This is a genomic window from Eubacterium pyruvativorans (genome assembly GCF_900102225.1).
Lineage (GTDB): Bacteria > Bacillota > Clostridia > Peptostreptococcales > Anaerovoracaceae > Aminicella > Aminicella pyruvativorans.
Genome location: NZ_FNBF01000008.1, coordinates 22,939 through 48,472, shown reverse-complemented (window position 1 = coordinate 48,472; position 25,534 = coordinate 22,939). Strand labels below are relative to the sequence as shown.

At 56.6% G+C, this 25,534-nt stretch carries 21 protein-coding genes; 18 read left to right on the top strand and 3 right to left on the bottom strand.

The genetic code is table 11. The features are described 5' to 3' along the window. Positions 1-105 precede the first annotated feature (105 nt). From recJ to metA, 12 genes are all read left to right on the top strand, one after another. Complete coding sequence (recJ, locus tag BLQ24_RS04465) at positions 106-1,758, top strand: single-stranded-DNA-specific exonuclease RecJ (RefSeq protein ID WP_176755857.1); 1,653 nt, start codon at positions 106-108, stop codon at positions 1,756-1,758. Continuing rightward, positions 1,751-2,923 (top strand): S41 family peptidase, encoded by a 1,173-nt coding sequence (locus BLQ24_RS04460; protein ID WP_090163087.1) that lies wholly within the window; start codon positions 1,751-1,753, stop codon positions 2,921-2,923. The genes recJ and BLQ24_RS04460 overlap by 8 nt, the downstream gene beginning before the upstream one ends. 206 nt (positions 2,924-3,129) lie before the next feature. Then, positions 3,130-3,432, top strand: a complete 303-nt coding sequence (locus BLQ24_RS04455; RefSeq protein ID WP_090163086.1) for a YerC/YecD family TrpR-related protein — start codon at positions 3,130-3,132, stop codon at positions 3,430-3,432. 83 nt (positions 3,433-3,515) lie between these two features. Continuing rightward, positions 3,516-4,136 carry a 4'-phosphopantetheinyl transferase family protein gene (locus BLQ24_RS04450; RefSeq protein ID WP_090163084.1) on the top strand — a complete coding sequence of 207 codons (621 nt, stop codon included), beginning with the start codon at positions 3,516-3,518 and terminating at the stop codon, positions 4,134-4,136. Beyond that, the gene (locus tag BLQ24_RS04445) at positions 4,126-4,614 is read left to right on the top strand and encodes a regulatory protein RecX (protein ID WP_090163082.1); all 489 of its coding nucleotides are present in this window, start codon (positions 4,126-4,128) and stop codon (positions 4,612-4,614) included. The genes BLQ24_RS04450 and BLQ24_RS04445 overlap by 11 nt, the downstream gene beginning before the upstream one ends. Positions 4,615-4,755: 141 nt before the next feature. Continuing rightward, entirely contained in the window at positions 4,756-5,820 is a 1,065-nt protein-coding gene (locus tag BLQ24_RS04440; RefSeq protein ID WP_090163080.1) for a CobW family GTP-binding protein, read from the top strand. A gap of 41 nt (positions 5,821-5,861) precedes the next feature. Beyond that, positions 5,862-6,830 carry a TIGR03943 family putative permease subunit gene (locus BLQ24_RS04435; protein ID WP_090163078.1) on the top strand — a complete coding sequence of 323 codons (969 nt, stop codon included), beginning with the start codon at positions 5,862-5,864 and terminating at the stop codon, positions 6,828-6,830. Positions 6,831-6,843: 13 nt separating this feature from the next. Further along, positions 6,844-7,131: a GIY-YIG nuclease family protein gene (locus BLQ24_RS04430; protein ID WP_090163153.1), complete on the top strand. Its 288-nt coding sequence runs from the start codon at positions 6,844-6,846 to the stop codon at positions 7,129-7,131. 74 nt (positions 7,132-7,205) lie between these two features. Beyond that, positions 7,206-8,414, top strand: coding sequence for an exonuclease SbcCD subunit D (locus tag BLQ24_RS04425; protein WP_090163151.1), 1,209 nt, complete (start codon positions 7,206-7,208; stop codon positions 8,412-8,414). Then, on the top strand, positions 8,411-11,185 hold the full coding sequence (locus BLQ24_RS04420; RefSeq protein WP_090163076.1) for an AAA family ATPase: 2,775 nt from the start codon (positions 8,411-8,413) through the stop codon (positions 11,183-11,185). Before BLQ24_RS04425 ends, BLQ24_RS04420 begins: the two co-directional genes overlap by 4 nt. A gap of 141 nt (positions 11,186-11,326) precedes the next feature. Next, positions 11,327-12,163, top strand: coding sequence for an SDR family NAD(P)-dependent oxidoreductase (locus tag BLQ24_RS04415; protein ID WP_242869584.1), 837 nt, complete (start codon positions 11,327-11,329; stop codon positions 12,161-12,163). An 865-nt stretch (positions 12,164-13,028) separates the two neighbouring features. Further along, the gene (gene metA / locus BLQ24_RS04410; protein ID WP_090163074.1) at positions 13,029-15,302 is read left to right on the top strand and encodes a homoserine O-acetyltransferase MetA; all 2,274 of its coding nucleotides are present in this window, start codon (positions 13,029-13,031) and stop codon (positions 15,300-15,302) included. 153 nt (positions 15,303-15,455) lie between these two features. Here metA and BLQ24_RS04405 read toward each other — a convergent pair whose 3' ends face one another. Then, on the bottom strand, positions 15,456-16,847 hold the full coding sequence (locus BLQ24_RS04405) for a TrpB-like pyridoxal phosphate-dependent enzyme (protein WP_090163071.1): 1,392 nt from the start codon (positions 16,845-16,847) through the stop codon (positions 15,456-15,458). Between the two features lie 514 nt (positions 16,848-17,361). Here BLQ24_RS04405 and nadE point away from each other — a divergent pair. Both nadE and BLQ24_RS04395 read left to right on the top strand, forming a co-directional pair. After that, on the top strand, positions 17,362-18,135 hold the full coding sequence (gene nadE, locus BLQ24_RS04400) for an NAD(+) synthase (protein WP_090163070.1): 774 nt from the start codon (positions 17,362-17,364) through the stop codon (positions 18,133-18,135). A 251-nt stretch (positions 18,136-18,386) separates the two neighbouring features. After that, positions 18,387-19,823: an alanine/glycine:cation symporter family protein gene (locus BLQ24_RS04395; RefSeq protein WP_090163068.1), complete on the top strand. Its 1,437-nt coding sequence runs from the start codon at positions 18,387-18,389 to the stop codon at positions 19,821-19,823. A gap of 779 nt (positions 19,824-20,602) precedes the next feature. Here the strand turns inward: BLQ24_RS04395 and deoD are convergent. Together deoD and rpsT are read right to left on the bottom strand one after the other, a co-directional pair. Further along, positions 20,603-21,313, bottom strand: coding sequence for a purine-nucleoside phosphorylase (gene deoD, locus BLQ24_RS04390; protein WP_090163066.1), 711 nt, complete (start codon positions 21,311-21,313; stop codon positions 20,603-20,605). 187 nt (positions 21,314-21,500) lie between these two features. Continuing rightward, complete coding sequence (rpsT, locus tag BLQ24_RS04385) at positions 21,501-21,773, bottom strand: 30S ribosomal protein S20 (RefSeq protein ID WP_090163064.1); 273 nt, start codon at positions 21,771-21,773, stop codon at positions 21,501-21,503. 142 nt (positions 21,774-21,915) lie between these two features. On the opposite strand from rpsT, the gene BLQ24_RS10055 reads away from it, so the two are divergent. From BLQ24_RS10055 to hemW, 4 genes are all read left to right on the top strand, one after another. Beyond that, positions 21,916-22,077: a hypothetical protein gene (locus BLQ24_RS10055; protein WP_163427240.1), complete on the top strand. Its 162-nt coding sequence runs from the start codon at positions 21,916-21,918 to the stop codon at positions 22,075-22,077. A gap of 6 nt (positions 22,078-22,083) precedes the next feature. After that, positions 22,084-22,209, top strand: a complete 126-nt coding sequence (locus BLQ24_RS10430; RefSeq protein WP_272867336.1) for a hypothetical protein — start codon at positions 22,084-22,086, stop codon at positions 22,207-22,209. Between the two features lie 215 nt (positions 22,210-22,424). Then, positions 22,425-24,245 carry a translation elongation factor 4 gene (gene lepA / locus BLQ24_RS04380; RefSeq protein ID WP_090163062.1) on the top strand — a complete coding sequence of 607 codons (1,821 nt, stop codon included), beginning with the start codon at positions 22,425-22,427 and terminating at the stop codon, positions 24,243-24,245. Between the two features lie 67 nt (positions 24,246-24,312). After that, a complete protein-coding gene (hemW, locus tag BLQ24_RS04375) occupies positions 24,313-25,527 on the top strand; it encodes a radical SAM family heme chaperone HemW (RefSeq protein WP_163427239.1) in 1,215 nt (404 codons plus the stop codon). Positions 25,528-25,534: the final 7 nt, after the last annotated feature.

Genomic DNA, 25,534 nt, shown 5'->3' with positions numbered 1-25,534 from the left:
CCGTAGCTGCGGCCGAAAACAGAACGAATGGAAGTCCCGCCGGCCGGAGGCTGGCGGGACCTTCTGCATTATATCCCATTAACAGAAAGGAACGTCCGGATTATCATGGAACTGGAACCGAAATTACTGGAACTGCTGAGAAACAGAGGAATCGAGTCGGAGGAGGATATCCGGGAGTTTCTCTCGGACAAGCCCCGCAGAACGTATGACCCCTTCCTGCTTCCGGATATGGAAGAAGGAGTGGACTGCATTCTTTCGGCCATCGAGGACGGACAGAAAATCTGTATTTTCGGTGATTATGATGCCGACGGCGTCACCTCCACTACGATTCTGTGGGAGGTGTTGTCCCGGCTCACCGATAATCTGATGTATTATATTCCTTCCCGCTTCGGAGAGGGATACGGATTGAGCCGGGGTGCCATCGACCGGGTACGGGAGCAGGGGGCCGGCTTTCTGGTTACCGTGGACTGCGGCAGTGTCTCCGTGGATGAGGTGGCTTATGCCCGGTCTCTTGGCATGGGAGTGGTGGTGACAGATCATCACACCGTATCTGACCGCATGGCGGACTGTCCGGTGATCAACCCCGCCCGGCCGGACAGCGCATACCCGTTCCCCTATCTGGCGGGATGCGGTGTGGCGTTCAAGACGGCCCAGGCTCTGTCGGAAGTCACCGGCCTGCCGAAACGGGTTCTGACCCGAACCCTGGATCTGGTGGCCATCGGGACCATCGGTGATATCGTCCCCCTGAAAGACGAGAACCGGACGCTGGCGAAATACGGCCTTCGGGTCATCAACACCGGGGAGCGGAAGAATCTGGACCGGCTGATCCGGGCCTGCGGGCTGAAGCCGGGTCATGTGACCGCCGAAAATGTATCCTTTGTCCTCGTTCCCCACATTAATGCTGCGGGACGCATGGAGCATGCCCGGCTGGCTGCGGAGCTTTTCATGACAAAGGACAACGGGCAGGCGGACGCCCGGGTGGAAGATCTGATCCGGTGCAACAGCGGCAGGAAATCCGCCCAGGAACGGATTTACGAGGAATGTGTCAGGCGGGTGGAATCGGATTTCCGCCAGGACGATTTCCTGACGGTGGATCTTCCGGACGCCAACGAGGGGGTTACCGGCATTGCCGCCGGGAAACTGAAGGACAGGTACTACAAGCCGGCAGTGATCCTCACGCCCATCGGTGACGGGATGTACAAGGGAACCGGGAGAGGCATCGAAGGGGTCAATCTTTATGATATGCTGAAGGAGAATGAGGAACTGTTCACGAATTTCGGCGGGCATGCTGCGGCCTGTGGTTTTACTATGAAGGCGGGGGCACTGGAGACCCTGCGCTCGAATCTGAACCGGCAGGCAGCGGCGCTTCGGGCCGGGAAGCCTGAACTGTGGGAGCGGCATATCGTTCCGGATCTGGTGCTGGAAGCGGATGAGGTGAACCGGGAGCTGGCGGAGCAGTTCACGCTGCTGGAACCCTGCGGATGTCAGAACGAAAAGCCGCTGGTCCGGTTCCGGGCGGCGGCGGACAGCGTGCGCCGGATCGGGGAGAACGGGAAGTATCTTTGTTTTGATGCGGAGCTGGAGAATATGCGGCGGGTGCGCTGCATCGCTTTCCGGGCGGCGGAGGAAGCCCGGAGCGTGCTGGAGCAGGCAGGAGGAAGCGCGGTGCAGGTGACCGGTTCCCTGCAGGAGAAAACTTGGAACGGCAGATCCTATCTGGAGATGCTGGTAGCGGAGGTTGAGAATCCACGTGATTAAGATCAAGAAAGAGAAATTCATCATTATTCTGGTGTCTGTTGCGCTGGCTGCCGCTGCCCTGGTGGTGGTGGCATTCGCCGTTCATGACCAGATCACCGGAGAGGTGAAAGTGAAGCGGGAGACTTACGAGGAAATGGCCGCTGTGAAAAACCGCTATCAGAAACTGTACGAGCTCCAGGAGAAGGTGAATGCAGAGGGCCTGTACCGGACCAGCGAGTCGAAACAGATGGATACCATGTACCACGCGCTGGTGCACAGTCTGAACGACCCGTACAGCGCCTATATGACGAAGGAAGAGGCGGAATCCTGGGACGATGCGGTGAATATGAAGTATTACGGCGTCGGCATTTCCATGGAGGAAGAAGGCCGGGGAAATGTTGTGCTGCAGAATGTGTACGACGGAACACCGGCGGATGCGGCGGGACTGAAGAAGGGGGACCGGCTGCTGAAGGTGGACGGGAAATCCTATCACTCCGTTTCCGGATTCCGTCAGGCCATCCGGAGCAGGGAGCAGACGGAGGTGAGCATCACATACCGGCGGGACGGGAAGGATGATACCGTGAAGATTCTGCGCTCTGAGCTGGACAGCAAGTCCGTCTACGGCGGCGTTCTCCGGGGATCGAAGATCGGATATATTGCCATCTTGCGTTTTGCAGAGGACACTGCGGATGATTTCCGCTCCGAGCTGGACGATCTGACTGACCGGGGGGTGAAGAAAGTGATCATTGACCTCCGGGGGAACGGGGGCGGATACATGGACCAGGCGGTGGATGTGGCGGACCAGCTTCTGCCGGAGGGTACGATTACAGTCACGAAGAATGCTGAGGGCAAAAAGAAATATTACAATTCTGACGAGACCTGCACGAAGATGAAATATGCGCTGCTGGTGAACGGTGATACGGCCAGCGCCTCGGAGATTCTGGCCTCTGCTGTTCAGGATAATCACGGGGGACCGGTTGTGGGAACGAAAACCTACGGGAAGGGTGTGGTGCAGAGCGAGTATCACTTCGGAGACGGTTCCGGCCTCCGGCTCACCACCATGGAATATTTTTCACCGAAGGGCCGGGAAATCAACCACCGGGGTATCACGCCGGACCATGTGGTGAACCGGGGAAAGGGAAGCAGCGATCCTCAGCTCAGGGCCGCAGAGAAGCTGCTTTCTTAGTCCCGGGTATGGCGCCGGAAGAATCGCTTATGTTTTTCTGAACGTACATCGGAGCATTTTTTTGTCCCGGGAAAACAGACCGGCTGCATTTCCCCCTGTTTCCGAAAATCCGGCGGGTTTTCCGGGGAAAGTTGTTTGACTTTAGTATGTAAAAGTGTTACGCTGATTAGACGATATTTTCTGAAGTGCCGAAAGGAGCTGAACCGATGGCTTTCGAGTCGAAAATCAAGAGCGAAGAAGTAGACGAACTGTGTGATGCGATCCTGACTTTGAAAGACAGGGAGGATTGCTACCGTTTCTTCACAGATATCTGCACAATCAATGAGATCCGCGCGATTTCCCAGCGTCTTCAGGTGGCGAAGCTGCTCTCCGAAAAGAAAACGTACAGCGAGATTGAGGAGATCACCAAGGCGTCCACCGCAACCATCAGCCGCATCAACAAATGCCTGGTTTACGGTGCCGACGGGTACCGTCTGGTGCTGGACCGGCTGGCGGAAGAAGAAAAATAGACGAAGAGACAGCGTCCCGGTGAAAGCGGGCGCTTTTCTTTTTTCGGAAAGGATCGCCGGGAAACCGAAGGCGGCGGGAGACCATGGACATTATCTACACATATGAAGGAAAATACGGACACGGTGCCGCCGCAGACCCGATGGTCCGGGCCTGTGTTCTGGACTGGGCGGAGCGGAATCCCGCCGCACTTCCGGGAGCGCACCGTGACCGGCAGCGGATCCGGAATGCGGAAATCCGGCGGACGGAGAAGGGGAAACCGTTCTTTCCGGATCTTCCGGTGCATTTCTCGGTGACGAACAGCGGGGAGCACTGGATGTGTATGGTCTCGGACAGTCCCTGCGGCCTGGATCTGCAGCAGGTTCGGCCCGGCCGGGAACAGAAGCTGGCCCGCCGTTTCTTCCGGCCGGAGGAAGCGGCATATGTGGCGTCCGGCGGACCGGAGGCCTTCTTCCGGCTCTGGGTCTGTCATGAGGCTTATGGGAAAATGACCGGAGAGGGACTCTTCGGCAGTCCGCTCCCCCCGGCACTGGCGGATCGGGGACAGTGGAACGGCCGGCCTTACTGTTTCCGGGAGATCCGGGTCGGCGGAGGATTTCTGTGTGCTTCGGCCACGGAGACACCCCGGGAATATGAACTGCGGCCGCTGACAAAGAATATGCTGAAACGCGTTCGACCGGAGAAAGGAGAAGCCTGTGGAAAATGAGAAGAGGCGCCGGGCCTGTGAAGAGGCGGCGGCCCGGAAACTGGCCGCCCGGGCCATGACGGAATATGAACTGAGGCAGTTTCTCCGGAAAAAGCAGTTTCTGCCGGAGGAAACGGAGCCGGTGATCCGGATGCTTCTGGAATACCACTATCTGGACGACCGGCGCTATGCCATGGAGTTCTTCGATTACGCCTTCCGGAAGCGCTGGAGCCGGGTCCGGACTCTGGGGGAACTCAGAAAACGGGGAGTGGGTCCGGAAGTTTCCGAACCCGCCTTTCTGGATTATCTGGAGGACCATCCGGCATTCAGTGAACGGGAGATGGCGAGGCAGGAGGCGGAGAATGTGCTGCGGATGGCGGATCTGGAGCCCGGGGATCCGGTGCCGGACCGGATCCGGGGAAGAGTCGCCCGCCGGCTGGCTGCCCGGGGGTATTCTTCCGGACTGATTTACGATATCCTGAGTGACCTGGAAAACTGACGGAAGCAGGATGAAAACCGGGTGAAGAATTGAGAAATCCGGATTCAACCCGGGGCCGGTGTGGTATAATGCGTAAGGTCTGCGGCAGAAGCCGCATGAGAAACAGCATTCTGATAATGAAGATAGAAGAGGTGGATAACGATGGCTACGAAGGTAGATATTTTCTCCGGGTTTCTGGGCGCCGGAAAGACGACACTGATCAAGAAACTGATCGCAGAGGCGTACGGAGATGAACAGGTTGTGCTGATCGAAAATGAATTCGGCGAAATCGGTGTGGACAAGGGGTTTCTGGAAAGCACCGGCATTCAGATTAATCAGATGAATGCGGGGTGCATCTGCTGCACGCTGGTGGGAGACTTCGGCAGAGCGCTGAACGATGTGATCAGCCAGTACCATCCGGACCGGATCCTGATCGAGCCTTCCGGGGTGGGCAAGCTGAGCGACGTCATCATTGCCGTACAGGATCTGCAGAATGACGAGATTCAGCTGAACGGCTTCACCACAGTGGTGGACGCCAAGAAGGCGAAGATGTACCTGAAGAATTTCGGCGAATTCTACAAGAACCAGGTGGAGCACGCCAGTTCCATTATTCTGAGCCACACGGACGGGCTGTCCCGGGAGAAGATGGACCAGGTACTGGAACTGCTCCGGGGCCTGAACAGTGAGGCTTCCATCGTCACCACGCCGTGGGATCAGATCGACGGGAAAGAGATTCTGGACATCATGGAACAGAAGAAGACCCTGTCTGCAGAACTGGATCACCTGCGGGAGGAGGCGTACCGGGAACTGGAGGAGCATGAAGCGGAGCACGATCATGACCATGAGGATCATGATCATGAGCATCATCACGACCATGATCACGATGACCATGATCATGAGGAGCACGGGCATCATCACCATCATCACCATCATCACCACGGCCACGATGCCGATGAAGTGTTCGATGAGTTCGGCGTTGAGACGGCCCATACTTATACGAAGGAGCAGCTGGAGCAGGCGCTGGCATCTCTGCAGAATTTTGCGGAATGCGGCCAGGTGCTGCGGGCGAAGGGCATCGTTCCGGCAGTGGACGGCGGCTGGCTGGAGTTCGACTATGTGCCGGGTGAACCGGAAGTCAGAGAAGGGCATCCTTCTGCAACCGGCATGATCTGCGTGATCGGCACAGGACTGGAACAGGACAGAATCAAGGAACTGTTCGGACTCTAAGCCGGACGGATGACGCAGGGATAGAATGGAGAGACAGATTCATGGCAGATAATTTTACAGAAGTACCGGTATATCTTTTTACCGGATTCCTGGGATCCGGTAAGACGAAGTTCATTCAGGATGCTCTGGAAGGGGAGGACTTCAACGCCGGCGAGCGCACACTGCTTCTGCTTTGTGAAGAAGGAGAAGAAGAATACGAAACAGAGAAGTTCGCTTCTCCGAATGTGTTCATCGAAACCGTTGAGGAGGAAGAAGAGCTGACCACAGCTCTGATGGCCTCCCTGTATGCGAAGCATGCCTGTGAGCGGGTGATTGTGGAATACAACGGCATGTGGAATCTGGATACGCTGTATCGGAACATGCCGGAGGGCTGGATCATCTATCAGGAAATGACCTTTGCGGATGCAAACACTTTCCTGGTATACAATCAGAATATGCGCCAGCAGACCTTCGATAAACTGAAGAGTGCCGAGCTGGTGGTGATCAACCGCTGTGTCCGGGGAGACGATTTCGGCGAACAGCAGCTGGCCATACACAAGGTCTGCCGGGTGGCCAACCGGAAATCCCAGATTCTCTATGAATTCGGACCGGACGATATCATCATGGACGACATCGTGGATCCGCTGCCGTACGATATGAACGCAGATGTGATCAACATCGAAGATGACATGTATGCGGAGTGGTACCGGGATATCAACGACAACCAGGAGAATTACGAGGGAAAGGAACTCCGGGTGAAAGGCCGGGTCGCAGTGGGCGGCGGTCTGGAACCGGACAGTTTCATTTTCGGCCGTCATGTAATGACCTGCTGTGTCCAGGACATCCAGTTTGCGGGGCTGCTCTGCAAGTGGACGAAGGAAGCGCAGAATCTGGAGAACGGCAGCTGGGTGAAGATCCGTGCGACGGTGAAGGTGGAATACACACCGGTCTATGAAGAGGTGGGCCCGGTGCTGTACTGCACCACTGTGGCGCCGGCGAAGCCGTGCGACCCGGAGGTTGCCCAGTTCTGATCCGGGGCGGAATGTGAATTACACGTATATTCTCCGCTGTGCGGACGGCACACTGTATACCGGATGGACCAATGATCTGTCGAAACGGGTGGCGGCCCATAACAGCGGCACGGCAGGGGCGAAATACACCAGGTCCCGGCGGCCGGTGACACTGGTGTATTATGAGTGCCACGAAGACCGGAGGGAAGCGATGCGCCGGGAGTACCGGATCAAACGTATGACCCGGGCCGGAAAACTGCAGCTGATTGCCGGCGGTCCGTGCGCATCGTCGATGCCGTCAGAAGGAAAGAATGAGAAATGAAGATAATGCGGCGCACCGTCAGGGGAACGGAGCGCTGCGTTTTTTTTGACGGACCTGAGGAGAGGGAGGAAAGCATGAAACTGATCCATCTGTCGGACCTGCATCTGGGGAAACGGGTCAACGAGTTTTCCATGATCGAGGACCAGGAATACATCCTGAGACAGATTTTGGATATCGTGGAGGCGGAACAGCCGGAAGCCGTGCTGATCGCCGGGGATGTGTATGACAAGGCGGTGCCGTCAGCAGAGGCGGTGGGGCTGTTCGACCGGTTTCTGAACCGGCTGGCAGACGGAAGCCGTAAGATTTTCGTCATCAGCGGCAACCATGATTCGGCGGAGCGCATCGCCTTCGGCAGATCCCTGATGGACCGGAGCGGGGTGTACCTTTCTCCGGTATTTCACGGGCCGGTGGAGGGGATTCCGGTGTGGGAACGGAATGCCGGCCGGGAGGATGATCCGGTGATGATCTACCTGCTGCCCTTCATCAAGCCGATTCACGCCCGGAAAGCGTTCCCGGAACAGGAGGAGTCCATCAACAGCTACAGCGATGCACTGGATGCGGCGATCCGGGCCATGGACATTGATCCGTCGAAGCGGAATGTGCTGGTCGCCCACCAGTTTGTCACCGGGGCTTCCCGAAGTGATTCGGAGGAAATCAGTGTCGGCGGGCTGGATAATGTGAATGCGGATGTGTTCTCGGGTTTTGACTACGCTGCGCTGGGACACATCCACAATCCGCAGCAGATCGGAGAGAGTGTGCGGTACTGCGGCACACCGCTGAAATATTCGTTTTCGGAGGCGGGGCATGAGAAATCCGTGACCATTGCGGAACTGGGCCCCCGGGCCCGGAGCGGCCGGGAAACGGAGGTGGCGACCGGGCGTCCGGACGGCCTTTGTCCTCTCCACATCCGGGAAATCCCGCTGACGCCGGTCCGGGATATGAAGGAGATCCGGGGCAGCTTCGATCAGGTCACCGATCCAGCGTACGCAGAACAGGCGGGGGCAGACCGGAACTATTTCCGCATTATTCTGACTGACGAACGGGATGTGCCGGACGCCGTCGGCAGACTCCGGAAGGTATATCCTTATGTGATGCGGCTGGATTATGACAATGCCAGAACCCGGAGAAACCGGGAAATCGACAGCACGGAAGCGGTGCGGGAGCAGTCGCCGGAGGAGAATTTCGACGCATTCTATGCGCTGCAGAATAACCGGCCCATGACGGAAGAGGAGCGCCGCTGTGTGCGCACATTGATTGAGGAAATCTGGGGAGGAGAAGCATGAGACCGCTAAAATTGACCATGTCCGCTTTCGGTCCCTATGCGGGCGAAACCCGGCTGGATCTGTCCCGGCTGGGGGAAGGGGGACTGTACCTGATCACCGGGGATACCGGGGCGGGGAAAACCACCATTTTCGATGCAATCACCTATGCGCTGTACGGCGAGCCCAGCGGGGACAGCCGGGACAGCAGCATGCTCCGGTCGAAATATGCGGCGCCGGATGTGAAAACTTTCGTGGAACTGACTTTCCGGTACCGGGGGAAAACGTACCGGGTGAAGCGGAATCCGGAGTACCTCCGTCCGAAGGCCCGTGGAGAAGGCATGACCAGTCAGAAGGCCGAGGCGGAACTGGAGCTGCCCGACGGCACCGTGCTGACCCGGGTACGGGAGGTGACGGAGAAGATAACGGAGATCATCGGCATCGACCGGGAACAGTTCACCCGGATTGCGATGATCGCCCAGGGGGATTTTTTGAAATTACTTCTGGCGGACACCGCAGAACGCATCGGGATTTTTCGTAAACTGTTCCGCACCGGCCGCTATCATGATCTGCAGGAGCGATTGAAACGGCAGGCGCTGGACCTGTCCCGGGAGCTGGAACGGGGGAATGTGGCGGAGCGGCAGTACCGGGAGATGATCGTCTGCCCGCCGGATCCTGACCTCACCCGGCGTTACCGGGAGGGAATGGACAAAGATTTCACCGGAGAACCCGTTCTCACTCTGGTCCGGGAGATGATCGAAAGGGACCGCCGGGAAAAGGCTGGCCGGGAGGAAATTCTGAAGAAGGTCGGCGTGGAACGGGAACAGAAAAATCTCTGCCTGGGGGCCGCCCGGAGGCAGGAGAGTATGCGCCGGGATCTGAAGGAGAACCGGGAACGGGTGAAACAAGCGGCAGAGTATGCGGAATACTGCAGGGAACAGCTGAATGCGGAAACCCGCCGGGAAGCAGAGCGGGAGGCACTGGGAGAGAAAATCCAGGATCTTCGCCTGCAGATTCCGAAGTACGAGGAGCTGCAGAAATACCTGGATGAGGCGGAGGATCTGCGGAAGAAATGGAAGCAGGCAGAGAACGCCGCACAGCGGGAACAGAAAGAAGTCGAGAAGCTTGAGACGCAGCTGAAGGAAAAGGAGGAGGTCATCTCATCCCTGGGAGAATCCGCTTCGGAACGGGAGCGGGCGGAGAACCGGAAGAACCGGCTGGAAGAGCGGCAGACTGCGGTGGAAGGACTGGAAAGTCAGGCCGATGACTTCCGGAAGATGCAGGAAGAGCTGACCCGTGCCCGGGACATGTTCCGGGAAAAAGAACAGGAATTTCAGAACTGGGAAGCCCGGTATCAGCAGGAGCGAGGGGCTTTTCTTTCCGAGCAGGCGGGCATTCTGGCATCAGAACTTGCGCCCGGCCGGCCGTGCCCGGTGTGCGGCTCGCCGGATCACCCGGATCCGGCGGTTCTGACCGGTCAGGCGGTGACGGAAGCACAGCTCCGGAAGACAGAGCGGGAGCGGGACCGGGCGGACCGGGAGGCCAGGAGTGCCAGCGAAGAAGCGGCCCGGCAGGAAGGTGTTCTTCGCAGAAGCCGGGAGCAGCTGGAGCTTGAATACCGGAAAATCCTGGAGACCGAAATGCCGGAGGATCCGGAACAGGCCCAAAGCCGGATCCGGGAGGAAATCCATGCCGCAGCATTGATGCTGCGGGAGGCCGGAAGGGAACTGCAGGAGTGGGAACAGAAGCTGATGCAGTTCCGCACGCTCAGCAGTGAGATCCCGAAGATTCGAACCCTGAAGGAAGAGGCCGCTGCCCGGGGCGCTGCACAGTCTGCCGATGCCGCCGGGATCGGGGCGGCGCGGGAAGCAGCGGAGAAACAGACTGCGCAGCTCCGGAAAGAACTGAGGTACGAAAGCCTTCAGGAGGCAAAAAATGCGGGAAACTCCATGATAGAGGAACGGAAACAGCTGAAGAAAGCACTGGAAAGAGCCCAAGAGCAGGCGGTAAAGGCTGAAGCGGAACTGGGGAAATGGAAGGGAAAAGTGCAGGAACTGGAGAAGCAGCTGACCGATGCGCCCCGATACGATCTGGACCGGCTGGAGCAGGAGGTCCTGGACCAGAAAGAACAGGAGAAGCGTCTGCACGATGAAATCACAGAGATTTCCCATCGCCTCAGAACCAACGAGGCCGCACAGGATAAACTCTCCGGTCTCTATGATTCCCGGCAGGAGAAGGTTCACCGGTACCGGATGGTGCAGAACCTGGCGGATACGGCAGGGGGCAGCCTGACGGGCAAAGAAAAAATTCAGCTGGAGACCTATATCCAGATGCAGTTCTTCGATGAGATCCTGCGCCACGCCAATCTGCGGTTTCGCATCATGTCCGGCGGCCAGTACGAACTGGTGCGCCGGAAGGAGGCCTCCAACAACCGGAGCCAGACCGGACTGGAGCTGGATGTGATCGATCACTATAACGGGACGGAGCGGGATGTCCGCAGCCTCTCCGGCGGAGAATCCTTCATGGCCTCCCTCTCTCTGGCCCTGGGCCTGTCCGATGAAATACAGGCATCTTCCGGGGGAATCCGGCTGGACTCCATGTTCGTGGATGAAGGCTTCGGATCCCTCAGCGAGGATGCGCTGGAACAGGCGCTGCAGGCTCTGGGGAGCCTGGCGGAAAGCGACCGTCTGGTGGGGATCATCTCCCATGTCGCTGAGCTCCGGGACCGGATCGACCGGCAGATCAGAGTGCGGAAGGACCCGTCCGGTGGAAGCCGGGTGGAGATCGTCACGTAGCGGAATATTCCTCTTCGGAAGCGGCAGATTCCTGGGCCGGCGGAAGGGAAATTGCAGCCTGCTTCCCGGGGTGATATGATGGGGGAGACAAAGAAAAATCCCGCAGCCGTTCGCTCCCCGGCGGGGCAGAAAGGAGACAGTATGGCAGAGGAAATGAATAGAGAAAATACACAGCAGGACGTAATGACAGAGGAAGGGGAAAACAGGCGCCGGATCGCAGTGGTCACCGGCGCTTCCAGCGGACTGGGACGCCAGTTCGTGCGGATGCTGGACCGGGCCGGTGAGGTGGATGAAATCTGGGTGGTTGCCCGGCGCCGGTACCGGCTGGAAGAACTGCAGAACGTGGTGGATACCCCGCTGAAAATGCTGGCATATGATCTGACGGACCGGCAGGCGGTCCGGGATATTCAGGGAATGCTGAGTGACGAAGACCCGGACGTCCGGTGGCTGATTAACTGTGCCGGCATGGGGAAAATCGGCTCCATTGAAACCATCTCCATGGAAGATAATGAGACCATGATTGATCTGAACTGCCGGGCCGCCGTGACCATGACCCAAGCCTGTGTTCCATATATGGAAGAAGGCGCCCGGATCATGAATATCTGTTCGGCGGCAGGGTTCCAGCCGCTGCCGTACCTGAATGTCTATGCGGCAACGAAGGCCTTCATGATCCGGTTCAGCCGTGCCCTGGGAAGAGAACTGAAGGTTCACCGGATTTCAGTCACAGCCGTCTGCCCGTACTGGGTCAGCGACACCGAGTTCATTCAGATGGCGAAGAAGACCGGAAACAGTGAGTACATCCACAGTTTCCCGCTGTCCTCCCAGGAAAAATACGTGGCCCACAGAGCGTTCCGGGACACACAGAGAAGGAAGGCGGTTTCCACGCCAAGCGTTTTCGCAACCGTGGAGCGAGTGCTGGCGAAACTGTTCCCGTCTGGCGCCGCAATGTCCATCTGGGACGTGGTCCGGAAGCTGTAACCCATCGGACAACCGGGCGGATCCACAGTCGGATCCACAACCGGGTCCACAGCCGAATCCACAGAAGACAGAAATTTTCAGACAGGATGCTGCCGGCAGCATCCTGTTTCATATACTTTCGAACTGTGGTACAATAAAGTCATTCGACCCAGGGGCCGGGCGGGTGCGGCCGGGCGGTTGCCACTGGGAGAAGAGGCTGCCGGCTTGTGGGAGGTGCGAATTTCGGTTTTTTGCAAATTTCGCACCCTGATTCCCTCCGGGTTCAGTCTGCGGAAGAGAAGGCCGGATTTTCGAGGGTGCGGATTGTCCGAAAAATCCGTTTTCGCACCCTGCCATTTCAGGCACGAGTTGAATAATCGGAGATATTTTTCTATGAGAGCATGAGTATACGGAAATGCTTGAGTATATGCATGTGATCGAGAATATGATCTGTTCGAAAGAGTCTCTGAGGCGATGCGCTCGGTGGAATGGGGATGTATATTCAAGTAACTGGATATTGTTCCGGATTCGAGAGGTGCGAAATTGGTATTTATTTTCGTTTCGCACCTTCGTGTGGGCGGGTGATATTTAAATCGGGATTTATTTTTGATTTCGCACTCTGAACCAAGCCGTTTAGGTGCGGAATCGGGAGAAATGGTCGATTCCGCACCTTTCACCATTATTTAGCCGTGATTCATTTACAAACAGCCCCCCGGCGGCCATGCACCGGTAATATAACTGCAATTTGTATACAATCCACCTCGTACGACCCACACGTAGTATACATCTCATGCGCCCCGTACGACCCATGCGAAAAAAAGCCGTTGCCGAGGAGTGATTTTCGCTGTCCGTGCAACTGTCTTATTTCAGATACAGGAGTGAAGAAATGCCAATCAAAGTACCGAACGACCTGCCTGCGATCGACACACTGACGAAGGAAAACGTCTTCGTCATGACCGATACCCGGGCTATGACCCAGAATATACGTCCGCTCCGGATTCTTCTTTTGAATCTGATGCCGACGAAGATCGAGACCGAAACACAGCTCACAAGGCTGCTGGGAAATTCCCCGCTGCAGGTGGAGATGGAGCTGCTGCAGACCAGCACCCACGAGGCGCACAATGTTTCTCAGGAACATATGCTGGCCTTCTACAAGACCTTCGATCAGGTCAGGGACAATTATTACGACGGAATGATCATCACCGGTGCGCCGATCGAACTCATGGAGTTTGAAGAGGTGGACTACTGGGACGAACTCTGCGAGATCATGGAGTGGACGAAAAGTCATGTCCACAGCACCTTCCATATCTGCTGGGGCGCCCAGGCGGGGCTGTACTACCATTACGGCATAAAGAAACACGTACTGCCGGAGAAACTTTCCGGGGTTTTCCTGCATCACCTGGATTACCGGAACGGCATGCTGTTTCGGGGATTCGACGATGAATTCTATGTGCCCCATTCCAGAAATACCACCGTTTACCGGGAGGACATCGAGGCGGTGCCTCAGCTGAAGATCATCGCCAGCTCGGACAAGGCGGGGGTGTTCTGCGTGAAGTCGGACGATGACCGGCAGATCTTTGTCATGGGTCACTCGGAGTACGACTGGAACACACTGCTGAAGGAATATGAACGGGACAAGAAGGCGGGGCTTCATCCCCATGTGCCGGACAACTATTTCCCGGGAGACGATGATACGAAGCAGCCGGTGGTGCGCTGGCGTTCCTGCGCTAATCTGCTGTATTCCAACTGGCTGAACTATTTTGTTTACCAGTCCACGCCGTATGATCTGAATGCCATTGCCACCGAGGAGCTGGCGGAAGTGAAGAGGCCGGAAACGAATCTCACCGTGCTGAAGTTCGGCGGATCCTCCGTGGCCAACGCCGGGCAGTTCCGGAAGGTGAAGGACATTGTGACCTCCGACGCCGCCCGCCGTTATGTCATTGTTTCCGCACCGGGCCGCCGGGAGAAGGGGGACACCAAGGTGACGGACATCCTCATCGGCAGCACCGGTTCTGCGAAGAAATTCGGGGAAAGCATGGAGCAGGTCAGACAGCGTTTCGGGCAGATCATCCACACGCTGGACATCGACTTCGACATCCGGGGGGAAGTGGAGGAGATCAGCCGAAAGTACCGGTCCGGTTCCGCCGGCGGACTGTATATTGTCAGCCGGGGAGAATATCTGTGCGCCCGGGTTATGGCGAAATACCTGGGGTATGATTTCGTGGATTCCGCAGATCTGATCGTCTTCGGATATGACGGCAAGCTGAATGAAGAGGAAACCCGGAAGCGGATCCGGGAAACGCTGGCGAAGCATGAGCGGGCGGTGATCCCGGGTTTCTACGGCGCCTATGAAAATGGTGTCATTCAGACCTTCTCCCGGGGCGGTTCCGATATAACCGGGGCTCTGGTGGCAGAGGCTGTGGAGGCAGATCTGTACGAAAACTGGACGGACGTGTCCGGCCTGCTGATGGCTGATCCGGGAGTGGTGAAGCACCCTTTGTCGGTGCCGGTCATTACCTACAAGGAGCTCCGGGAACTCTCCATGGCAGGAGCGCAGGTACTTCACGAAGACACCGTGGCTCCGGTCCGCCGCATCGGCATTCCGGTGAATATCCGGAACACCAACGATCCGGAGGCGCCGGGCACCATGATCGTCCCGAGCGCAGACCATTATCCGGCGGTGCTGGACATCTCCGGCGTGTCAGGGAAGAAAGGCTATGCGGCGCTCTTGATTGACAAAGAGAAACTGGGTATGGATCCGGCCTTCCGCCTGGCCTGTGGAAAACTGTTTGCGAAATATAAGCTGCGGATGATCAGCGAGCAGGTGAATCCGGATTCCGTCAGCATCATTGTGGAAGAGAAGGCACTCCGCCGGTGCGGCAGGGATCTGGCAGAGGAGCTGAAGGATGCCGCAGAAACAGATAACGTGGTTCTGGATGTGGGCATTGCCATGATCGGTGTGGTGGGAAGGAACATCAATCGTACACCTCATGTGGCCGTGCGGATCTTCGAATCCCTGTCTGCGGAGCAGATCAACGTCCGGTTCGTCGATCACGCATCGGACCGGATCGCCATCACCCTGGGAGTGGATGAGGCGGACATGGACCGGGCGATCCGGGCCATCTACCGGGCATTTACCCAGCAGGTGCTGACGGCATAGTATAAAAAAAGAGAAGGGGTTTGCCGGGTGAAGTCCCGGCAAGCTCTTTTTGATTTCTACAACAAAAGCGGGACCGCCCGCCCGGACGATATTTTCCTCGTCCGGGCGGGCAGTCCCATCGTGTGTGTATTTTGCATGGTTTGACGAATGAACTTAGATTTCGTTTCCCGGGAACTGAGGGATTGCGTTGAAGCCTTCCTGAAGATCCTCGTCGGTCGGGATGTAGTCGGTCATGGTGCCGTCGTTGAACTGCTGGTATGCGGTCAGGTCGAAATAGCCGGTGCCGGTGAGGCCGAAGACGATGTTCTTCGCTTCGCCGGTTTCCTTGCACTTCAGTGCCTCGTCCATGGCAGCCTTGATTGCGTGGCTGCTCTCCGGTGCCGGCAGGATGCCCTCGCATCTGGCGAAGTCTTCCGCAGCCTGGAATACTTCTGTCTGTTCATAGGCTCTGGCCTCGATGATGCCCTGATGATGCAGTTCGGATACGATCGGGCTCATGCCGTGGAAACGGAGACCGCCAGCATGGTTCGGCGAAGGAATGAACTGGCTGCCCAGCGTGTACATCTTCGCCAGCGGGCAGACTTCACCGGTATCGCAGAAGTCGTAGAGATACTTCCCGCGGGTCAGGGAAGGGCAGGAAGCCGGTTCCACTGCGATGATCTGGTAATCCTTCTCGCCCCGGAGCATTTCTCCCGCAAACGGGGAAATCAGACCGCCCAGGTTGGAACCGCCGCCGGCGCAGCCGATGATGATATCCGGGGTGACGCCGTACTTGTCCAGTGCCGCCTTCGTTTCCAGACCGATGATGCTCTGATGCAGGACAACCTGATTCAGAACGCTGCCCAGCACATAGCGGTAGCCCGGTGTGGAAGTGGCGACTTCCACCGCCTCGGAAATCGCACAGCCCAGGGAACCGGTGGTACCCGGATGTGCCTTCAGGATTTCCCGGCCGACTTCTGTTGTCTCAGATGGGGACGGGGTGACGGAAGCACCGTATGTCCGCATCACTTCCCGGCGGAACGGCTTCTGCTCATAGGAAACCTTCACCATGAAAACCTTCAGATCCAGGCCCAGGTAAGCGCAGGCCATGGACAGGGCAGTACCCCACTGGCCGGCACCGGTCTCTGTTGTGACACCGGTCAGGCCCTGCTTCTTCGCATAGTATGCCTGGGCGATGGCGGAATTCAGCTTGTGGCTGCCGCTGGTGTTGTTGCCTTCGAATTTATAGTAGATGTGCGCCGGTGTACCCAGCTTCTTCTCCAGGCAGTAAGCCCGGACCAGCGGGGACGGACGGTACATCTTGTAGAAATCTCTGATTTCCTGCGGGATGTCGAAGTATGCTGTGTCATTGTCCAGCTCCTGCTCCACCAGTTCTCTGCAGAACACATGCTCCAGTTCCTCTGCCGTCATCGGCTGGTGGGTGGCCGGGTTCAGCAGCGGTGCCGGCTTCTCCTTCATATCAGCCCGGACGTTGTAATACTGCTTCGGCATCTCATCTTCTGTCAGGTAGATCTTGTACGGGATCTCGTTTCTGTTGGCTGTCATTTTCATTCTCCTTCTGTTCATTTCGCTTCGAGAGTCGGGAAAGAGTATCAAAAAAACTCCTGTCCCTCGCTTCCATGCTGGGACAGGAGTTCGATTTCCTGCGGTGCCACCCGGCTTGACGTAATTACGTCCTCTCGTGCGTACTGACATACGCGAAATTTCGTCACGAAGTTGTTTCTCCGTCTCTCCTACTGGGCGTCCGGCATGCCGGATGCGGTTCAGTTCGCCCTCGGGAGTCCATTCGTCCCCGTCCTCGCACGCCGCCATCCCACCATCAGCGGCTCTCTCCTGTGCCGGTGTCTGAGGAGTACTACTCTCCGTCATCGGTTTCGGTTATGGCTGAATCATATCACCCGGCACGATGTTTGTCAACTGGATTTGTGCGGTTTGACAAAAAATAATTTTGATTTACGTTCCCATTGTGGAAAGTCCACAGAGTGGTAGAATGGGTAATGATGACAGATCCGGCAGGTTCCGGGTCGCAGGAAGACGAAGCGGGAAAGGAGCATCTGAGATGACGGAATACTATGATAAGGATTTCGATCCGAAGAAAGTGAAAGACGAATTGGTGGAGTGGATCCGGGGGTTCTTCCGGGACAACGGACCGGACTGCAAAGCGGTGGTGGCGATCAGCGGCGGCAAGGACAGCTCTGTGGTGGCGGCGCTGTGTGTGGAGGCACTGGGCAGAGACCGGGTCTTCGGTGTTCTGCTGCCGAACGGGGAGCAGAAGGATATCGATGCATCGAAAATGCTGGTATCCCATCTTCAGCTGGATCATGCTGTCGTGAATATCAGAAAGGCCTATGAAGGGGCCGTGTCGGAGATGAAAGCGGCGGGGATTGAACCGACGGAGCAGATGACCACGAATCTGCCGGCCAGGCTTCGTATGGCAGTGACGTATGCGGTGTCCCAGACCATGAACGGCAGAGTGGCCAATACCTGCAACCTGTCGGAGGATTGGGTCGGATATGCGACAAGGTACGGTGACGGAGCGGGAGACTTCTCGCCTTTGTCCCACCTCACGGTGCAGGAAGTCCGTGCAGTGGGCATGGAGCTGGGACTGCCGAAGGAACTGGTTTTCAAAACGCCGATCGACGGTCTGACGCCGCTGACGGATGAGGAAAAGCTGGGATTCACTTACGATACGCTGGATCGTTACATCCGCACCGGCGTCTGTGAGGATGCTGCCACGAAGGAAAGCATCGACCGGAAACACCGGGGAAATGTGTTCAAACTGAAGCTCATGCCGCAGTTCGAGTACGGCGGACCTGTGAAAGCGGCGGAGTAATTGAAGAAAATTTGCAGAAAGGAATGAATTTCCATAACAAATTCTTATATTTGGTATCAAATTAAGTTATTATTGATATAAGAATACTATCCATGAAAGTTTCTTAAAGTTGGTTTTAAATGTACTAAAACTTGAAACGGAATGAAACTTTCTGTAACCGATTCGTTAGGGTTAGGGCAGTTGAAACAGGTTATTTCCGCCGGCCCGGATGCGCCGGCGGAAGAGAAGGTCAAGGTTACAGGAGGATAGTAATGGAAACGATTATGGCACTGAGCAGCCGCATCAACGGTCTCGTCTGGGGAATCCCGATGCTGGTTCTGATGGTAGGCTGCGGCATCTTCATGTCTTCGAGGCTGGGCTTCGTACAGTTCCGCCGGTTCGGCTACACCATGCGGAACACGCTGGGAAAGATGTTTGACAAGACAGAGGTGGAAGACGGTGCGCTGTCCCCGGTGCAGGCGATGACCACCGCTCTGGCAGGCACCGTGGGAACCGGCAGTATCGCCGGTGTGGCAGGCGCCATCGCCCTGGGCGGCCCGGGCGCTGTATTCTGGATGTGGGTTGCCGCACTGTTCGGCATGTGCACGAAGTTCTCGGAGATCACGCTGGCAGTGCGTTACCGGGAAAAGAATGAAGACGGCGAGTGGATCGGCGGACCGATGTACTATATCAAGAACGGTCTGGGCAAGCATTGGAAATGGCTGGGAGGCCTGTTCGCATTCTTTGCGGCGTGTGCAGCCTTCGGAACCGGAAACATGGCACAGATCAACACCATCGCCACTTCCATCGGCTCCATCTTCAAGGCCTTCGATCCGGCGTTCACCGATGCACAGTTGAAGACGGTGTACATCGTGGTTGGTGTGGCCGGCGCAGCACTGACAGCTCTGGTGCTCTTCGGCGGTATGAAGAGAATCGGCGCTGTAACAGAGAAGCTGGTTCCGGTTATGGCGCTGGCATACGTGGCCTGCACGGCAATTGTAGTCTTCGGTCACATCGGACAGATCGGTTTCGTGTTCCGTCAGATTTTCCAGGGCGCTTTCAATCCGTCCGCCATCGGCGGCGGTATGGCCGGCGCTGCGATTCTGGCAGTGGCGAAGGCCGGCATCGGCAGAGGTGTATTCTCCAATGAGGCAGGTCTGGGAACCGCCCCGATCGCCCACGCATCCGCCAACGTCAAGCACCCGGTACAGCAGGGTATCTTCGGCATCTTCGAAGTATTTACTGCTACTTTCGTCATTTGCACGATGACAGCACTGGCGATTCTGATGTCCGGTATGGCGCCGCAGTTCTACGGCAAGTCCGCCGGCACAGATCTGACGATTCTGGCTTTCGGCACCACCATGGGAACGAAGATTGCCTCCATCGTTATTGCACTGAGCATCGCAATGTTCGCATTCTCCACCATTCTGGGCTGGGCGCTGTACGGTGTCCGCTCCATGGAGTTCCTGCTGGGTTCCAAGGCAGTCAAGCCGTATCAGGTGATTTACGTCCTGATGGTATTCGTCGGTGCGAACCTGGAACTGGCTCTGGTCTGGCAGATTGCCGATACCCTGAATGCGTTGATGGCAATCCCGAACCTGATTGCGGTCATTGCTCTGTCTCCGGAAGTGGTGCGACTGACAAAGGAATTCTTCAGCAGAGAAGATCAGAATGCAGAGAAGGAAAAGAAAGAAGAACTGGCTGCATAACTGCTGCGGCAGATTGAAATTGCAAACAAGTGCATCCACCCAATAGAAAGAGGAGCGGGAGAACGGGTAATCGTTCTCCCGCTCCTCTTTCTATTCCTCTTTCTGTCGGGGGTCTGGCGAGATGGACGTGATACCGGTGAGGGTCATGCAAGGGAGGGTGAAAAGCGGGATTGCTTGGCTGTTGGTGTATACAAATCACGGTTTTAATACAGATGAATATCTGGCGGCGGTTTTTTGTATACGAATCGTGATTGTATATTGCTGGAAGGTGCGGAATTGCCATTTTTTCTGTCTTCGCACCAAAATCACGGATGCCAGGGTGCGAAAACCAAATTAAATCTTGAATTAAATATTCACCGGCCGGATGAAGGTGCGGAATGGACAGAAATGCTCATTTCCGCACTATGTGATGGCGCATAGGTATCCGGGTAATTGAATGAAAATCCAAATGCATCGGGGATGGCGTCCCTGAATCTCCGCTGGGCGGATGATTCTCTCTGTCGGGTGAATATTGACTGATATTTCTGTGTCATTATGCATCCGCAGAAAATTAGCGCTGATTATTTAACTCGTTCCCGGATCGGTCGGGTGCGAAATCTGGAAAAAACGAGATTTCGCACCTGCCTGGAGCGTGCACGCATCGGAACGCACCTGCCTGTGGTGTGCACGCATCGGAATGCACTGCCTGGCGTGTGCACGCACCGAGTCGCACCTGCCTGTGGCGTGCACGCATTGGATTCCCGGCCGCCCCCGCCCGCCGCAGCAGAAGGGGAGCAGGACTACAGGCGGACCGCTGTTTCCAGGGCGAGCTTCATCATGTTCGTGAACTGATGCTCCCGCTGCTCCACTGTGGCCTTCTCATCCAATACGAAGTGATCGCTGATGGTCATGATGCCCAGCGCATTCCGGTGCAGGAAGGCGGCGTTGGCGTACAGTGCGGCGGCTTCCATTTCCACCCCCAGTACACCCATCTTCTGCCACGGTTTCCACCAGTCCGGATCCGCCTCATAGAAATGATCGCTGGACAGGACGTTGCCCGCCGTGTAACGGATGCCGGCTTCTTCTGCCGCCTCCATGCACGGCTTCAGAATTGAGAAACTGGCGGACGGGGTGAAGGCGCCATTCAGGCCGAACATGTCACAGTAGTTCGAATCGGTGGAGGCGGCCAGTGCCAGCACGACTTCTCCTACGTGGATGTCCGGATGAAAAGAACCGGCGGTGCCCACCCGGATGATGTTCTGTACTCCGTGCTGTTGGAAAAGTTCCCAGGAGTAGATTCCCATGGACGGCATCCCCATGCCGCTTCCCTGAACGCTCACCGGGACGCCTTTGTATGTACCGGAATAGCCGTACATGTTGCGGATTTCCGAGTAGCGCCGGGGAGCGTCCAGGAAATTCTCGGCGATAAACTTCGCCCGGAGAGGATCTCCGGGCATCAGAACCGTTTCTGCAACCGGAATTTCTTCGCTGGCTGTGATATGAAGTGACATAATGACCTCCTGTAAACATAATGATGTACGATGGACGTACTGCAGACGTGCGATAACAGATACTTCCTCTCCACTATAGCACGGATGCTCCCACGTAAAAAGCCGATGGGAGACACACCATCGGCTTTCGCTGCTGTAATAGCAATGTGTACCCCAGCAGGTACACTCTGTGGGGACGGGTGAGATTTTACTTACCAGCTTTCGCTGCGTTAAGCGCTTTCGTTATCTGGGATACCTTTCTGCTCGCCTGCTGCTTGGAAATCGTGTGCTTCGCAGCTGCCTGCTTCAGGCGCTTCTCTGCATGCGTTCTCTTCTCGGCCGCAGCGTCCAGGTCACCGGAAGCGATCGTCTTGTTGTAATCCTTCATGATAGCCTTCAGCTCGTCCTTCACGGCTCTGTTCTGAGCAGTCTTCTTCTCGATAACTTTGATTCTCTTCTTTGCGGATTTAATATTAGCCATTGTTTACCCCCACTAATAAATTCAGCTTTTTAGAAATAAAATTCGCAGTGACAAGTATACAATGAAATACAACGCAATGCAAGGGTTTTCCCCGCTTTTCTCCAGGCAATCGGGCCGCCTCAACGTAAAGGGGACAGATTATATGGGCCTGTTTAAGAGAAAAGAAAAAACACTTTCTCCGGAGGAATGCGCAGCGAAGGAAGAGAACCGGCGGATGCTGGAGCAGTTTCAGGTAACGAAAGCCTGGGGGATCAAGAAATATCCCACGGCGATGCAGTTTATCTATGGTGAGACACACAGGTGATTCGCAGTGGCGGAGGGTCCTGTGGACACCTTCCCGGAGAGGGAACCATATGTGATCCGCTTCGACCAGGCGGACAGTGTGGCCGTGGAAGTCGACGAATACTGGTCTGCGTCCGTGGACCGGATGAGATGAAACAAAAAAAGCAGGGGCTGTCCGTTCGAGCAAGGGAACCCGCCGTTCCCCGGTTCGGACAGGCAGTCCTGCTTTCCTGTTCCGGGAAACGTTTACAATCCGCCCCGGTATTGGTAAAATAGAAAGGTATATAGAAATCACACAGAAACCAAACAGAAGTGCGCTGCCCCGGGGCCTTCGGGGGAGGACGGGCGGCGAATCAGGGAAGAAATTATATGAATCACGATAACGACTATCAGAAATATATTCGAAACTTCAGCATCATTGCCCACATCGACCATGGCAAGTCCACCCTGGCCGACCGGATGATCGAGAATACCGGTCTGGTGTCGAAGCATGATATGAAGGAGCAGTTCCTGGATAACATGGACCTGGAGCGGGAGCGGGGAATCACCATCAAGCTGCAGACCAGCCGGCTGGTCTTCCCCTCCGCAGACGGACACGAGTATATCTTCAATCTGATCGATACCCCGGGGCATGTGGACTTCAACTACGAGGTGTCCCGCAGCCTGGCCGCCTGTGAGGGGGCGGTGCTGGTGGTGGATGCCACCCAGGGCGTGGAGGCCCAGACCATGGGCAACGTCTATCTGGCGATCAACGAAGACCTGGAGATTCTGCCTTGTCTGAACAAGATGGATCTGGCCAGTGCCCGTCCGGAAGAGACGAAGGAAGAAATCGAGGAGATGATCGGAATCGATGCGGAGAACGCACCGGAAGTTTCTGCGAAAACCGGAATGGGGATTCAGGAACTTCTGGAGCGGATTGTCACAGACATTCCCCATCCGGAGGGGGATGTGGATGCGCCGCTGAAGGCGCTGATCTTCGATTCGGCTTACGATAATTACAAGGGTGTGGTGATTTATGCCCGGCTCTTCGAGGGTTCGGTGAAGGTGGGAGACACCATTCACATGATGGCCACGAAGAAGAATTATGAGGTCACAGAAGTGGGGGTCATGGCGCCGGGTCATGTACCGACGAAATTCCTCCGGGCCGGCGATGTAGGCTATATCGTGGCGGCTATCAAGCAGGTCCGGGATGCCCGGGTGGGAGACACCATCACCCTGGCGGACCGCCTGACGGAAAAGGCGCTTCCGGGCTACAAGAGGGTTCAGCCTATGGTTTACTCCGGGATCTACCCGGCGGAAGGGGAGAACTATGAATCCGTGAAGGACGCGCTGGAGAAACTGCAGGTGAACGACGCTTCCCTGCTGTTTGAACCGGAGACCTCCGCAGCGCTGGGATTCGGCTTTCGCTGCGGTTTTCTGGGACTACTGCACATGGAAGTCGTGGTGGAACGGCTGGAGAGAGAATTCAACCTGTCTGTCATCACCACTTCCCCGAGCGTTGTATACCGGGTGGTTATGACTGACGGAACGGTGCGGATGATTCAGAATCCGACCAATCTGCCGGACCCGTCGGAAATCGATCACATCGAAGAACCGATTGTGAAGGCGGACATCATGCTGCCGAAGGAATACGTGGGATCGATCATGGAGATCTGCCAGAACCGCCGGGGTGTGATGAAGGGCATGGAATACATCACCACAGACCGGGTGGAGCTGCACTACGAGATGCCTCTGAATGAGGTGATCTACGATTTCTTCGACGCTCTGAAGTCCCGGACCAAGGGGTACGGCTCCCTGGACTATGAATTCCTTCGCTATGAGAAGTCCGATCTGGTGAAGATGGATGTACTGCTGAACAAGGATATGGTGGACGCCTTCTCCATGATTGTCCACCGTTCCGAGGCGTACGCCCGGGGGCGGTTCGTCTGCAAGAAACTCAAGGAAGTTATTCCGATGCATCAGTTCGAGGTGCCGGTGCAGGCGGCAGTAGGACAAAAAGTAATTGCCAGAGAGACCGTTCGGGCGTACCGGAAGGATGTAATCGCCAAGTGCTACGGCGGCGATATTTCCCGGAAAAAGAAACTGCTGGAGAAGCAGAAGGAAGGTAAGAAACGGATGCGTCAGTTCGGAAAGGTGGAGGTGCCTCAGGAGGCGTTCACCGCTGTGCTGAAGTATGACGATGATAAGTAGGACGGATAATCAGGAAGGAAGCCGGCAGCGATTCCGCTGCCGGCCCGTTTTTCGGAAAGGGCGTATCATGAAAAAGAAACTGGGCATCTACATCCATATCCCGTTCTGTCTCTCCCGCTGCGGGTACTGCGGATTCTATTCCAACAGCGTGGGAAGCGGCGTCGTGGATGTGCCGGTTCCGATGAAGGGACTGCCGGAGCCGGGCGGAGACCCGGAACTCAGTGTGGTGTCTCTCCCGGCAGCGCTGGTGATGAAATCGTATTACGAGGGAATCCTGGAAGAGATCGACCGGACAGGGAAGAAATACGGGGGCCGGTATGTGGCGGATTCCATTTTCTTCGGCGGCGGCACGCCTTCGCTGCTGGAACCGAAATGGATCCGTTTCATGGTGGAACGGATCCGGGAACGGTTCGGCCTGACGCCGGATGCGGAGATTACACTGGAATCGAACCCGAAAACACTGGATCTGAAGAAGCTCCGTCAGATGCGTGCGGCGGGGGTGAACCGCCTCAGCATCGGACTGCAGTCCCTCTCTCCGAAGGTGCTGGGAATTATGAACCGGGTACATACTCCGGAGGATTTTCTCCGCTGTTATCATGATGCCCGGCATGCGGGATTCCACAATATTAATGTAGATATTATGTTCGCCGTGCCGGGGCAGTCCCCGGCAGACTGGATGGACACACTGGCTCAGGTGCTGGCGCTTCAGCCGGAGCATCTGTCCTTCTACAGCCTTCAGATTGAGGAGGGCACCCGGTTCTATGAGGATTACCGGGCGGGGCGGCTGGCGCTGCTGGATGATGAGACGGACCGGGCCATGTACCACAAGGGACTGGAGCGGATCCGGGCGGCGGGATACCGCCACTACGAGATCTCCAATGCGGCGAAACCCGGTTTCGAGTGCCGGCATAATCTGAAATACTGGCATTTTCAGGAGTACCTCGGGCTGGGAGCGGCGGCCAGTTCCTTTCTGGAGGGCCGCCGCATCACCCGGGCGTCTGACCTGCTGTACCGCTCGCTCCCGCCGGCGGAAGATCACGAAAATTCATTTGAAGACGATACGGGCGAGTATGCATTCACAGCCCTGCGTCTTTTGGAAGGGATCCGGTACCGGGATTTCGAGGCGCGCTTCGGCAGGCCGTTCCGGGATGTTTTCGGGGGACGCTGGGGGGAACTGGACGAATTCTTCCGGATGGGAGAACTGACAGAGGATGAAGAGGGACTCCGGCTCACGGAGAAGGGCATCGATATCTCCAACCGCATCATGGAAGTGTTCGTATAATGTTCGT